This is a genomic window from Aurantimonas sp. E1-2-R+4, from assembly GCF_036549515.1.
GTDB classification, from domain to species: Bacteria; Pseudomonadota; Alphaproteobacteria; order Rhizobiales; family Rhizobiaceae; genus Aurantimonas; species Aurantimonas coralicida_A.
Genome location: NZ_JAZHLK010000044.1, coordinates 17,430 through 31,244, shown reverse-complemented (window position 1 = coordinate 31,244; position 13,815 = coordinate 17,430). Strand labels below are relative to the sequence as shown.

At 65.8% G+C, this 13,815-nt stretch carries 7 protein-coding genes; 4 read left to right on the top strand and 3 right to left on the bottom strand.

The features are described 5' to 3' along the window. Positions 1-304 precede the first annotated feature (304 nt). Positions 305-970 carry a nucleoside triphosphate hydrolase gene (locus VQ045_RS17070; protein ID WP_331830958.1) on the bottom strand — a complete coding sequence of 222 codons (666 nt, stop codon included), beginning with the start codon at positions 968-970 and terminating at the stop codon, positions 305-307. A 141-nt stretch (positions 971-1,111) separates the two neighbouring features. Between VQ045_RS17070 and VQ045_RS17065 the strand changes: the two genes are divergently transcribed. Both VQ045_RS17065 and VQ045_RS17060 read left to right on the top strand, forming a co-directional pair. Next, entirely contained in the window at positions 1,112-2,059 is a 948-nt protein-coding gene (locus tag VQ045_RS17065; protein ID WP_331830956.1) for a ring-cleaving dioxygenase, read from the top strand. A gap of 20 nt (positions 2,060-2,079) precedes the next feature. After that, a complete protein-coding gene (locus VQ045_RS17060) occupies positions 2,080-2,733 on the top strand; it encodes an alpha/beta hydrolase (protein ID WP_331830955.1) in 654 nt (217 codons plus the stop codon). A gap of 20 nt (positions 2,734-2,753) precedes the next feature. On the opposite strand, the gene VQ045_RS17055 is transcribed toward VQ045_RS17060, so the two are convergent. Then, positions 2,754-5,114 carry a putative bifunctional diguanylate cyclase/phosphodiesterase gene (locus VQ045_RS17055; protein ID WP_331830954.1) on the bottom strand — a complete coding sequence of 787 codons (2,361 nt, stop codon included), beginning with the start codon at positions 5,112-5,114 and terminating at the stop codon, positions 2,754-2,756. Here VQ045_RS17055 and VQ045_RS17050 point away from each other — a divergent pair. Together VQ045_RS17050 and pbpC are read left to right on the top strand one after the other, a co-directional pair. Further along, positions 5,113-10,662 carry an alpha-2-macroglobulin family protein gene (locus VQ045_RS17050; protein WP_331830952.1) on the top strand — a complete coding sequence of 1,850 codons (5,550 nt, stop codon included), beginning with the start codon at positions 5,113-5,115 and terminating at the stop codon, positions 10,660-10,662. The two genes, VQ045_RS17055 and VQ045_RS17050, sit on opposite strands and share 2 nt — an antisense overlap. A gap of 29 nt (positions 10,663-10,691) precedes the next feature. Then, positions 10,692-12,761 (top strand): penicillin-binding protein 1C, encoded by a 2,070-nt coding sequence (pbpC, locus tag VQ045_RS17045; protein WP_331830951.1) that lies wholly within the window; start codon positions 10,692-10,694, stop codon positions 12,759-12,761. A 36-nt stretch (positions 12,762-12,797) separates the two neighbouring features. Here pbpC and VQ045_RS17040 read toward each other — a convergent pair whose 3' ends face one another. Beyond that, positions 12,798-13,814, bottom strand: a complete 1,017-nt coding sequence (locus VQ045_RS17040; RefSeq protein WP_331830950.1) for a branched-chain amino acid ABC transporter permease — start codon at positions 13,812-13,814, stop codon at positions 12,798-12,800. Between the last annotated feature and the right edge of the window lies 1 nt (position 13,815).

Sequence of the window (13,815 nt, the reverse complement as noted above, 5' to 3'; positions counted from 1 at the left end):
AGGATTTCGAGAACCTGTCGCGCAACGCGCTCGCATTCCTCAAACTGGCGTCTATCCGCCTAATGCTGCGAAGGCTTTGTTCAAATTGAACAACTTTCCGGACCGACTCTAAGGATTCTGACCGCTTTCAGCCGTCTCCAGCGCAGAAGCTAGTGCTGAACGAATGACCGATCGGGCGAGCGGACCTCGCAAGTTGAAGGAGCGACTTGGCTCTGATCGCGACGCTCCGAGCGGGCCATATGCCGCACGCACCCCTGGGCCGGCCCGTACCATTCGCCAACCGAGGTCGCGACCGCGACCAGCCCTAAACGTTCGCGACCATGAAATCCGCCGGCACGCTGTGTTCCAGCACCAGCCGCATGTTGGGCAAATCGTTGCCGTCCAGCTTATCGCGAAGCGCGGCGCCTTCGAGGCCATAACCAACCCAGCGCTCGGTGAGGCGGGCTTGCAGAACCGCCTCTGGCACGGCGAGCATCACGGTCATGTCGAAGCGTTGGCGCAGCGGTGCCCAGGCGGGATCGTCGAGGAGAAGATAATTGCCCTCGACGAGGATGATCGGGGTGGACGCGGCGATGATCCGGGCCCCGGCGCGGGCGATCTCGATCGCCCGGTCGAATACCGGGACCGCGACGTCGCGGCCGTCGCCGGCCCGCAACCGGTCGAGCATGACGGCCAAGCCGTCGACGTCGAAAGTGTGCGGCGCGCCCTTGCGCGGTCGATCGCCGCGCGCGGCGAGAACGGCGTCGTCGAAATGGAAGCCGTCCATCGGCAGAGTGTCGGTCGAACCCGGCGATACGGCGTTCAGGCGGTCGCAAAGCCATTCGGCAAAAGTGCTCTTTCCCGAACCGGGCGGGCCGGCAATGGCGACAATCAGGCGGCCGGAACTTTGCCAGGCCGCGATCGCGTCCGCGAGGGCATCCGGTGTGATCGTCTTCGGATCTCCGGGGGTGGTACAATCGGAGAAAGTCACGTCGTCGCTCCGCTATTCGTTCGGGGTGTGAATACGGCCGTTCACAAAACAGAGACGATTCGTTACGAACCGGCCTCTTTTCATCGGGGGTGTGAATCCGCTTATTTCGTCGAGGAATTTGAACCGCACGGAGCAACCGCCATGAGCATCGCGTTGAAGGGCATCCACCATCTGACCGCCATTACCGCCGACGCCCCCGGCAATCTCCGCTTCTATACCGAGGTGCTGGGGCTGCGTCTGGTCAAGAAAACGGTGAACCAGGACGATACCAGCGCCTACCATTTGTTCTATGCCGACGGAAAGGCCAGTCCGGGGACCGACATCACCTTCTTCGACTTTCCGGCGGCGCCGGAACGGCGCGGCACCAACGCGATTTCGCGCACCGGACTGCGCGTCGCCGGCCGCGACAGTCTCGATTTCTGGCGCGATCGCCTGAATGAGGCTGGCATCGCGGTGGGCGAGATCCGCGATCTCGACGGCCGGGCCTCGCTCGACTTCGAGGACCCGGAGGGGCAACGGCTGCGGCTGGTCGACGATGGCGGCAAGGGCGACGCCAACCCCTGGGATGGCAGCAGCGTGCCGGAAGAGCATCAGATCCGGGGCCTTGGCCCGATCGTCATGTCGGTGCCCGATCTTGGCCGGACCGAGCCGATCCTGACGGAGATCATGAACATGCGGAAGGTCCGGACCTACGAGTCGGACGGGGCGGTCGTTCATGCCTTCGAGATGGGCGAGGGCGGCCCCGCGGCGGAACTGCATGTCGCGGTCGAGCCTGACCTGCCACGGGCCGGGCAGGGCGCCGGCGGCGTGCATCATGTGGCGTTTCGCGCGGCGGATATCGACGAATTGCACGAATGGACCGAGCGGGTGAAGGGCTTCCGCGTGCCGTCGAGCGGCGAGGTCGAGCGCTATTATTTCCGCTCGCTGTATTTCCGCGAGCCGAACGGCATCCTCTTCGAGATCGCGACGGACGGACCCGGATTCGCTGTCGACGAGCCGATGGAAAGCCTCGGGCAAAGCCTGTCGCTGCCGCCGTTCCTGGAGCCGAAGCGGGCGCAGATCGAAGCCAATTTGAAGCCGCTCAAATGAGACAGGAGAGGGAGTCGACCATGACAGAGCGGGACGGAACGGCGCTTCTCAAAGAGCATCGGCTCAAACATACCGGCGCGCCCCTCGCCGAGGCAAAGCGCGTCATGCTCTGCCTGCACGGGCGGGGCGCGACGGCCGAGGACATCCTCAGCCTTGGCGAGGCGATCGCCCTGCCGGGCCTCGCCGCTCTCGCGCCGCAGGCCGAGGGCGGCGCCTGGTATCCGCGCCCGTTCATGGAGCCGCTGGCGGCGAACGAGCCGTTCCTGTCGACCGCGCTAGAGCGGATCGGCACGATCCTCGATGCGCTCGCCGAGGCCGGCTTCGACAGCGAGCGTGTGGTTCTGGCGGGGTTTTCGCAGGGCGCCTGCCTGGCGCTGGAATTTGCCGCGCGGCATCCGGGGCGCGTGGCGGGTGTCCTCGGATTCAGCGGCGGGCTGATCGGCCCGTCGGTGACGGATCGGACGGATGCGGGCGATCTCGCCGGACTGCCGGTGTTCATGGGGTGCAGCGAGCGCGACCCGTTCATTCCCGCGACGCGCGTCCGGGAGACGGCGGAGCATCTGCGCAGCCGGGGCGCCAAGGTCACGGCAAAGCTCTATCCGGAGCCCGGACACGCGATCAACATGGACGAGATCGAGGAAGCGCGGCGACTCATCGGGGCGCTGGCGGCGTAAAGTTCGCGATCGTTCTCGAGCTAACCGGTTTGGCGCGTCGGCTGTGCGCCAAGCGAGTAGCGATCCCGCAATTCGCCGATCGGCATCGGCTTGCCAAAGGCGTAGCCCTGCAAATAATCGCAGCCCGTCAGGCGCAACAGCTGATGCTCGTCGGCTGTTTCGACACCCTCTGCCACCACGCTGAGATCCAACGCCTTTCCCAGCGCGATGATGGAGTGAACGAGGCTTGCGGCCTGCGGACTTCGTGTCATTTCGGAAATGAAGCTGCGATCGATCTTCAACGTGTCGAAGGGCAGTTGACGGAGATATCCGATCGACGAAAAGCCGGTGCCGAAATCGTCGAGGGCCACGGTAAAGCCAGCCTTCTTCAGCGCCAGGAGTTTCTGTCGCGCGAGTTCGGGATGCGTGACCAGAATTCCTTCGGTCAATTCGAGACAAATGCGTTCGAGCGGGATTTTTGCGTCGCTCGTCATGGCGACAAGCGTGTCGACGAACATCGGATCGCGTAATTGCACCGGCGATACGTTGACGCTGACCCGCAAATCCGGAATCGCAGCGAGGTCCGCAAAAACCCGGCGGAAGATGAATTGGCTGAGTTCGACGATCAGCCCGGTTTGCTCGGCGATCGGAATGAAGATCGCCGGCGATACAGCGCCGAAATCCGAGGAATTCCAGCGGGCAAGGGCCTCGACCGCTTTCATTTCGGCGGTGCCGGCCGCTACGATCGGCTGATAATGGACCTCCAGTTCGCCGGCGCTTAGGGCATGGCGCAGGGCTTCTTCGATCTTGTGGTTCTTGTAGAGGTCGGACTCATAATCCGGCGTGTACAGGACTGGTTCGCCCGATTGCCGACGTTTCGCTTCATACATCGCGACGTCGGCGTGTCGGACGATCTCGGCCGGCGATGCGCTGCCGTCGCAGGAAACGGCGTAACCGATCGACGCCGAAATCCGGAATGATTTTCCGTTGACCTGAAAGTCCGTTTTCAGCGCATGAATGATCGCGGCCGCGAGGTCCTCGGCGGCTTGCCGCGGTTCGGGCGAGGCGATCAAAATATTGAACTCGTCACCACCGACACGCGCGGCGAAGGAGTCCGGTGGGAGCACTGCCTGAAGTTTGTTCGCGAACGCCTTGATCAGGTCGTCGCCTCCGGCATGCCCGATGGTGTCGTTGACGTTCTTGAAGCCGTCCAGATCGATGAAAAGAGCCGCGCATTCGCCCCTCGCGCAGGTTTCTCCAATCAATGGGTGGTTGAGCTTCTCGCTGAACAGCAACCGATTGGGCAGGCCGGTCAGCACGTCGTGGCGGGCGGCTCTCGACGCCTCTTCTTCCTTGTCAGCAAGAGCGTTGGCCGACCGGCGAGCGCTTCTCGCTGCAGCCCAACCGGCCAAGGCGAAGAGGGCAAGAGCGGCGGCGACGGGAATTGCGGCTTGTTGGAGGAGCCGATCGCCAGGTTGATACGGAGTCCATTCGAGCTGAGCCAACGGCGTGCCGTTATCGGCCCGCAAGACATTGGTTGCCTTTTGCGAGGTGCGATACGGCGCAAGGGTCAGGTCCGCGATCAGGAACTTTCTTCCCAGTTCCGCAATGCGCTCGTCGCTCAAGACGAACCCGAAGATTCCAATGGGAAACGCACTCGTCGCGATCCCGCTCAACTCCTCGGGCGAAATCCTCGCCGCCGACAGCACGTAAACGGAATCGCCAATCCGTGTCGTCATATGGACGGGTGTGACGTCATCAATGGGGATCAGGTCGATCTTCTCGACCATCTGCTCGATCACGTCGCGCGGCAGCACCGTGGGATCCGGAGTGTCGCCGGAATTGGTGTCCCAGCCATATCGGATCGTCTTGTCAGGCTGGACGATCAACAGAAGATCCATCGTGCTCGATTCGGTGACACCCGCACCCATGTTCGACTGAACCCAATCGTCGTTCATGGCGCGCACGTTGTCCCAAGCGTCCTGCCACCAGGCATAGTCGATGGCTATCGTGTCGAGTGTCTCGCCAATGCCGGCGACACCCCCTTCGACCATGGTCCTCGAGCTCGCCGCGGCTTGCCTGTCGTGCTCGACGGACATCCAGACGATGGCGGCGACGACGATGGACGCGGCCACAATCATCGTGCTGATCAGCACGTGGGTGATCTTCCTGGTGAGTGAGCTATGCATGGGCGCCTCGATTCCCATAGGGTTATGGCGGTGCGTTTCTGAATAAAGCGGTAATGACGCGCGCGGGGTGACGTAAAGTCGCAGGTCGTTAAAATGCGATTTGTTTGGTAGAGGGGCAAAGCCGGCAGGTCGTTCTGCGGTGCGCGCCGAATACGCTGGCGGACGCTCTTGCTTCGTCGTAGGCTTGAACGATGTTGACAGGGAGAATCCCATGGTTCGCGTCGGCAATCTTCCAATAGTTGTAGCGGGGATCGCGATCGGTTTTGCGACCCTCATCGGGTCGTCGTCATATGCTCAGGAGGCAGGCGAGCGGCGCGTCATCACGACCGAAGGCGCCGATTATTTCGGCCGCGACTACGACATACTGAAGGATGTCGATCTCGACCGTTGCACGGCCGCCTGTGTGGACGACGATCGCTGCAAGGCGTTCACGCTCAATACCAAGAGCCAGTGGTGCTTCCTGAAGGAGGAGATCGGGGAACTCAGGACCGTCGCGGGCGCCGTCTCCGGCAAGATCGTCGTGGCGACCGCAGCCGATGAGAACAGCCTCGAGCAGCGAGCGGCGGAACTGAACTTTCTGCCGCAGTCGGCCATCGACGAAGCCAAGCGTCTGCGCTTCGAACTCGCCGACGAGGAGCGCGATGCGGCGTATGACGATCTGACGGTCGACGAACTTGCCAGAAACGCCGCGGCGGCGCTGACCTATCCGGAAGCCATCCGCATCTGGAGTGAGGCGCTGAAGCGCGAACCGCTGGCCTACCGCGCCTGGCTGGGAATTGCCGAAGCGGCGCTGGCCTATAATCCCGAACAATATGGCGACCGGCCAACCAATGACCGGCTGCGCGAGTTCGGCGCGATCAACGCCTATTCGACGGCGCCCGGCGACGAGGAACGGGCCGAGGCGCTGCGGGCGCTCGGCCAAGCCTATGAGGCGGCGGAAAACTGGAAGCTTTCGATCAAGACTTACCGGCGGAGCCTCGATGCCGCGGAAACAAGCGCCGCGCGTTCCCGCCTCGACGCGGTCGTGGCGGAGCATGGCTTCCGGATCGTCGACAATGCCGTCGACAACAATGCCGCGAACCCACGGATCTGCCTGAATTTCTCGGACGCCCTGTCGACCGCGCTAACGAGCTCGGAGAATGTCGGCGATTATGTGCGCGTGGAGAACGGCGAAACGCTGCCGGTGTCGGCGAGCGGCTCGCAGATCTGCGTCGGCGGGGTCAAGCACGGCGAACGCTACCGGATCGTGGCGCGTCCGGGGATCACTTCTGCCGAGGGCGAGACGCTGACCAAATCGGTCGAGACCATCGTCTATGTGCGTGATCGCGATCCGTCCGTGCGCTTTGCCACCACTGCCTATGTCTTGCCGGCGGGCGGCGAGGCCACGATCCCGGTGACGACGATCAATACCGACGACATCGAGGCGCGGCTGCAGCGGATCGGCGACCGGGCCTTGTCGCGGGCGATCAGCGACGAACGCTTCCTGCGCCAGCTCTCCGACTGGCAGATCGACGAGGTCGCCAGCAGCAGCGGCGAGGATGTCTGGACGGGAGCCGTGACGGTTGCCCGCGAGACGAACCAGGAAGTGACGACGGCGATCCCGGTGTCGGCGATCGCGCCCGATATCAAGCCGGGCGTCTACATCTTGTCCGCCAAGGCGAAGAACGGCCCGCAATATCAGGACAGTTTCGCCACCCAGTGGTTCGTGGTCAGTGACATCGGGCTGACCAGCTTCGCCGCGGCTGACGGTTTTCACGTCTTCGCGCGCTCGCTCGGAAGCGCCGAACCGATCGACGGCGTCGAACTCGAACTCGTCGCCGCGAACAATCAGATTCTCGGCTCCGCCAAAACCGATGCGGCCGGCCATGCGCGGCTGCCGGCGGGGCTGTTGCGCGGTACCGGCGGCGACCGACCGGCGGTGCTGACCGCGGAAAACGGCAGTTCCGACTTCGTCTTTCTCGATCTCACCCAGTCGCCTTTCGATCTGACAGACCGAGGCGTCGACGGCCGGCCGCCTGCCGGTCCGCTCGATGTGTTCCTGACATCCGAGCGCGGCATCTACCGGACCGGCGAGACCGCATTCTTTACCGGACTGGTGCGTGACGCCAAAGGCGAGGCCGTCACGGGGCTGACGCTCACGGAAATCGTCACCCGCCCGGATGGCGTCGAATACCGTCGCCGGCAGGTCGCTGACGAAGGCGCGGGCGGGTTCGCCTTCGGGCTCGAGTTGCCCGAGAACGCCATGCGCGGGATCTGGAAGGTGGCGCTGCATACCGATCCCAAGCAGCCGGCGCTCGCGGAAGAAAGCCTTATCGTCGAGGATTTCGAGCCAGAGAAGATCGACTTCGCGCTGACCTCGTCCGCCGATATTCTCGACCCTGCCGCGCCGCCGGCGATCGACGTCGCGGCGCGCTATCTGTTCGGCGCGCCGGCCGGCGAATTGGAGGTCAATGGCGAGGCCGTCCTGAGTGCCGACGAAAGCATTGCGGGTTTCGATGGCTATCGGTTCGGCCTCGCCGAGGACGATACGACGGCTATGCGCCAGCCCTTCGACGGCGCCACGACAGACGCCGAGGGAAATGCCACGATCGCGCTCGCCCCCTTCGCGCCGCCGGTGACCACGAAGCCGCTCGAGGCCTCGCTGCAGGTTCGCGTCGTCGACACCAGCGGCCGTCCCGTCGAGCGGACGCTGACCTTGCCGCTGGCCGGGGCGCAGCCGCGTCTTGGCATCAAGCCGCGCTTCGACGGGTCGGTCGGCGAGGGAAGCGATGCGGGATTCGACCTGATCGCGATCGACGCGGACCGGGCGCGGACGCCGCTTGCCGGCGCTGAGTGGGTGCTCAACAAGGTCACGACGCGCTTCCAATGGTATGCGAGCAACGGCAGCTGGAACTACGAGCCGGTGCGTACCTCCGCGCGGATCGCCAGCGGTACGATCGACATCGGCGAGGACGAGCCGGCAGCCCTGTCGCTGCCCGTCGAGTGGGGCGAATACGAGTTCGTCGTCCGCGATCCTGCCGGGGCGGCGGTGCCGGCGAGTGTCGGCTTCGAGGCCGGCTGGTACGTCGCTGCGTCGTCGCTCGACACGCCCGACATGGCCAAGGTCTCGCTCGACAAGCCGCGCTATCGCGTCGGCGACACGGCGATCGTCCATATCGAACCGCGCTTTGCCGGAACGGCTGAAGTGCTGGTGATGGACGAGCGCGTCATCGCCACCAAGACCGCTGAAATCGGCGCCGATGGCGGCGAGGTGACGCTCGAAGTCACCCGTGAATGGGGGCCAGGCGCCTATATCGCCGCCATCGTCTACCGGCCGATGGATATCGACGCCAAGCGGATGCCCGGCCGGGCGATCGGCCTTGCCCATGCCAGCGTCGATCCGGGCGACCGCGCTCTAACGGTCTCGCTGGCGGCGCCGGACAAGATCACGCCGCGGCAGAGCGTTGACGTTTCAGTTGCGGTCGACGGCGTCGAGCCGGGCGAGACGGCCTATGTGACGCTGGCCGCTGTCGATGTCGGCATCCTCAACATCACCGGCTTCGAGCCGCCGTCGCTGTCGGGCTATTATTTCGGCAAGCGCCGGCTCGGGGTCGAAATCCGCGACCTCTATTCCAAGCTGATCGACCGCATGCAGGGCGCGCCGGGCACGGTGCGTTCAGGCGGCGACGCGGGCGCGAGCTATCAGAGCCCGCCGCCGATGGAGGCTCTGGTGGCGCTGTTCTCCGGCCTCGTGACCGTCAAAGACGACGGCAAGGCGACGATCACGCTCGACGTTCCCGACTTCAACGGCACGCTGAAGCTGATGGCGCTGGCCTGGACGAAGACCGGCGTCGGCGAGGCGACTGCCGAGATGGTCGTGCGCGACCCGGTCGTCCTGGCGGTCAGCCAGCCGCGCTTCCTCGCACCGGGCGATACCTCCCGCATCGCGATCGACGTGACGCATGTGGAAGGGGCGACCGGGGAGGTGACGCTTGTCCTGTCCGGTGGAGGCGGCGTCGTCTCCCTTGGCGAAGAGGCGACCAAACCCTTCGATCTGGCCAAGGGCGCGCGGGAGCGGCTTCTGGTGCCGGTCACCGCCGAGGCCGTGGGCGACGCCAGCATCGACCTCGTCCTGACTCTGCCGGGTGGCGAGACCCTGTCGAAAAGCTTTGCGCTGCCGGTTCGCTCGATCGCGCCGGAAACCGTCGACAAGAACACCGTGACACTTGCGGCCAATGGCGGCCGGCTCGATCTCGACGCCAATCTCTTCGACGATTTCGTTCCGGGTACCGCAGCGGCGACCGTCAGCGTCACCGGCGCGGCGCGCTTCGACGTGGCCGGGGTGGTGCGGAACCTCGACCTCTACCCCTATGGCTGCACCGAGCAGATCACCAGCCGCGCGATGCCGCTGGTCTATCTCGACCGGACCATCCTTGCCGCCGGTCTTGCCGGTTTTGGCGGCACGGAAGACATTACAAAGCGCATCGACGACGCGATCGCCGGCGTGCTTGCCAACCAGTCGTCGAACGGCGGATTCGGCCTGTGGCGGCCGGATTTCGGCGATCTCTGGCTCGACGCCTATGTCACCGATTTCCTGACCCGCGCGCGCGAGGCCGGCTACACGGTACCGGAGGAGGGCTTCGCGCAGGCGATCGACAATCTGCGCAACAGCCTGGCTTATCTGCCGGACGCGCCCGACTGGGGGCCGGTCGCCTATGCCACCTACGTGCTGGCGCGCAACGGCCGGGCGGCAATTGGCGACCTGCGCTACTATTCGGACAACGAGCTGTCGAATTTCCCGACGCCGCTGGCCAAGGGGCAGATCGCGGCCGCGCTGGCACTCTATGGTGACCGGGTGCGAGCGGAGCGGGTGTTTCGCGCGGCGATCACCGATGCGCTCCAGTGGCAAGCGGTGAACTCCGGTCGCACGGATTACGGGACGCCGCTCAGGGACGACGCGGCGATCCTGACGCTGGGGCTGGAGACCGACATCGACGGACTGTCTTTCGACGACCTCGTCCAACAGGTGAACGCCGCGCGGCAGAACCAGCGCTACACCAGCACTCAGGAGGNACAGGTGAACGCCGCGCGGCAGAACCAGCGCTACACCAGCACTCAGGAGGACGCCTGGTCGCTGCTGGCCGCGCACGCGCTGCTGGCCAGCAATCCGCCGAAGCTGACCGTTTCCGGCCGTGATGTGGACGGGCCTTATACGGCGTCCTTCGACGCCGAGGACTTGGTGTCGGGTCTGGATGTCGCCAACCGCGCCACGACGCCGGTTGCGGCGGACATCACGCTGCGCGGCGTGCCGCGTATCGCGCCGCCCGCGTCGGCCGACGGCTACGCCATCGCTCGCAGCTACTACACGCTGGACGGCGAACCGGCGGATATCGCTGAAATCGGCCAAGGGGAGCGGTTCGTCGCGGTCGTCGAGATGACGCCGATCGACGGCGGTCCGGCGCGACTGATGATCGACGACCCGCTGCCGGCCGGCTTCGAGATCGACAACCCGGCGATCCTGCGGGGCGGCGATGTGGCGGCGCTCGACTGGCTGGAACTGACCGGCGAGGCGGCCCATACCGAGTTTCGCGCCGACCGCTTCCTCGCGGCGGTCGATCAGGGCGGCGGCGATACCGCGACCCAGCGCTTCGCCTATGTCGTGCGCGCCGTCTCGCCGGGAACTTTCGTTCACCCCGCCGCGCTGGTGCAGAACATGTACGATCCCAGCCGGCGCGGCCGGACCCAGGAAGGCCGGGTCTCGGTCGTCGGGCCGCTGCGGTGATCGCCTCGGCGCTGCCCGGAGGCTGAACGATGTCGCGGCAAAGGCGTCTGGCGCAGGCGGGGGTGATCCTGCTGCTATGCGCGATCGTTGTGATCGGCTGGGGCCTCGCGGCCTTCGAACGCGCGGTCGCGGCGCGGATCGCGGCCTTCGAGGCGCCGCGAACCGGTGTCGAGGTGGTCGACCGGAACGGCGCCCTGCTGCGCGCATTTGCGAGCGACGACGGCCGGTGGCGGCTGGACGCAGGGGCCGACGATGTCGACCCACGCTATCTCGCCATGTTGCTTGCCTGGGAGGACAAGCGCTTCGCCGACCATGGCGGGGTCGATCCGCGTGCCTTCCTCCGGGCGGCGTGGGAGACGCTGATCCATCGCCACATCGTCTCTGGCGGCTCCACCCTGACCATGCAGGTCGCGCGGATGCTCGGCCGTTTGCCGACGGGAAGCCTTGCCGCCAAGGGCGAACAGGTGCTGGTCGCGGTCGCGCTGGAACGGACGCTGAGCAAGGCGGAGATCCTGTCGCTCTATCTGCAACTCGCGCCCTATGGCGGCAATCTGGAGGGCATACGGGCGGCGAGCCTTTCCTTCTTCGGCAAGGAACCGAAACGGCTGACGGCAGCGGAAGCTGCTCTGCTAGTGGCTCTGCCGCAATCGCCCGAGCGCTACCGGCCGGATCGTTATCCCGACCGGGCGAAAGCAGCTCGCGACCGTGTGCTGAATCGGATGGAGGTGCTTGGGGTTCTCGACGCAAGGGAGACGGGCAGGGCAGAGCGCGAGGCGATGCCGGCCGGACGCCGCGCCCTGCCGATGCTCGCCGCGCATGCAGCGGTGCGTCTGCTTGGGGAAGAGCCGGAGAGGTCGCGCATTCGCCTGACCATCGACAAGGGCGTGCAGCAGCGGCTGGAAGCCTATGCGCGGGACAAGGCCAAGACGCTGAAAAAACCAGTCAGCCTCGCGATCCTCGTTTCTGATGCGGCGACGGGCGAGGTGCTGGCGCAGGTCGGCTCCCCCGATCTCTTCGATCGCGGCCGTCAGGGCTTCGTCGATCTGACCCGGGCGCTCCGCTCGCCGGGCTCCACCCTGAAACCGCTGATCTACGGGCTCGCCTTCGAGCGCGGACTGGCCCACCCCGAAAGCCTCGTCGACGATTCGCCCGGCGGCTTCGCGGGCTATACGCCGCAGAACTTCGACCGCGTCTTCGAGGGGGTCATCACGGCGCGGCGGGCGCTGCAATTGTCGCGCAACCTGCCGGCGGTGGAACTGCTCAGCGCCGTCGGCCCGGCTCGGCTGCTGCATCGCATGAAACGGGCCGGCGCCCGGCCGGAACTCGGCGACCGTTCGCTGCCGGGCTTGGCCATCGGCCTCGGCGGTCTGGGACTGACGCTGGAGGATCTGGTGCGGATCTATGGCGGAATCGCCAATGGCGGTGTGGCGATGCCGCTGCATGTCGAGCAGGACGCAGCGGTCGGGCAGGGCAAGCGTATCCTGTCGCCGCAGGCGGCCTGGTATGTGACCTCGATCCTCGCAGGTGCGACGACGACGACCAAGGGCTCGCCCGGCGACGTCGCCTACAAGACCGGCACGTCCTACGGCTACCGCGACGCCTGGACGGTGGGCTATGACGGGAAGCATGTGGTCGGGGTGTGGCTCGGGCGACCGGACGGGGCGCCGGTGGCCGGGCTGGTCGGCCAGGACAGCGCCGCGCCGGTGATGCGCGATGTCTTCGCGCGGCTCGGGCCGACAACGCGGTTGCCGGGACCGCCGCCGGGCATCCTCGCCTCGGCCGGCGGTGGATTGCCGCCGCCGATGCGCCGGGTCGGACGCGCGGCCGAACTGACGCAAGCCGGGCTGCTGCCGGAGATTGTGTTCCCGCCCAACGCGGCGAAGGTCGAGATCGGGCTCGGTCAAGGGCAGGGCGCCGACCTGTTCCTGAAGGTGCGCAATGGCCGACCGCCATTCACCTGGTATGTGGATGGGCGCCCGGTCGTCCGCGACGCGCTCGAGCGCCAGTCGAACTGGCGGGCGAGCGAGCCCGGCTTTGTCGATATCGCGGTGGTGGACGCGGCGGGTGCCGCCGCGCGCAGCCAGGTGTTCGTGGAATAGGCCCGCCTCGCCGAACGCTCTGGCGCGGCTTTTTTCCTACCGCCGCAGCAGACGGATCGCCTCGCCGATGATGCCGCGCCGGAACAAGAGGACGCAGAGGACGAAGATGATGCCGATCAGGACGGTGACCGGGAAGTCTGACGTGGCGAAGTAGTTCTGCATGGTGACGACGAGCGCCGCGCCGATGGTCGGACCGAAGATCGTGCCCATGCCGCCGAGCAGCGTCATCAGCACAACCTCGCCGGACATCTGCCAGGCGACGTCGGTGAGCGTCGCGATCTGGAAGACAATCGCCTTGGTCGACCCGGCCAAGCCAGCGATCGCCGCCGACATGACGAAGGCACCGAGCTTGTAGCGGTCCACCCGGTAGCCGAGGGAGATCGCCCGGTTCTCGTTTTCGCGGATCGCCTTGAGGATGTGGCCGAAGGGCGAGTGGACGATGCGCCAGACGGCGAAGAAGCCGACCAGGAAAATCGCCAGCACGAAATAATAGATGTTCAGCGGGTCGTTGAGGTCGATCAGTCCGAGGAGATGACCGCGCGGTACGCCCTGGATGCCGTCCTCGCCGTGGGTGAAGGGCGCCTGCAGGAAGATGAAGAAGATCATCTGCGACAGCGCCAGCGTCACCATGGCGAAATAAATGCCCTGCCGGCGGATGGCGAGGAAGCCGACGATGAGGCCGATCACACCGGCGCCGACGGCGCCGAGCAGGATCGCCGACAGCGGTTCCCAGCCCCAGACTTTGGCGGCATGGGCGGTGAAATAGGCGGCGCCTCCAAAGAAGGCGGCGTGGCCGAAGGACAAGAGCCCGACATAGCCAAGCAGCAGGTTGAAGGCGGTGGCGAAGAGCGCGAAGCACAAAACGCTCATGAGGAAGACGGGATAGACGAAGAACGGTGCGGCAATCAGCCCGGCGAGCGCGATGAGCGCGACGATCAGGCCGACGGTCGACAGGTCGCGCTGTCCGGCCTGGCGCGCGGGAGACCCCTCGGCCGAGCCTTCGCCGTCGCGGATAGCGCCGGGTTCGATGCTGGTGACTTGCGGAGTGGTCATA

What these genes read in the sequence shown, in the direction of transcription:
- VQ045_RS17065 (WP_331830956.1), top strand. Translation starts at nt 1,112, where the DNA reads ATGAGCATCGCGTTGAAGGGCATCCACCATCTGACCGCCATTACCGCC.
- VQ045_RS17060 (WP_331830955.1), top strand. Translation starts at nt 2,080, where the DNA reads ATGACAGAGCGGGACGGAACGGCGCTTCTCAAAGAGCATCGGCTCAAA.
- VQ045_RS17055 (WP_331830954.1), bottom strand. Translation starts at nt 5,114, where the DNA reads ATGGGATTCTCCCTGTCAACATCGTTCAAGCCTACGACGAAGCAAGAG.
- pbpC (WP_331830951.1), top strand. Translation starts at nt 10,692, where the DNA reads ATGTCGCGGCAAAGGCGTCTGGCGCAGGCGGGGGTGATCCTGCTGCTA.
- VQ045_RS17040 (WP_331830950.1), bottom strand. Translation starts at nt 13,814, where the DNA reads ATGACCACTCCGCAAGTCACCAGCATCGAACCCGGCGCTATCCGCGAC.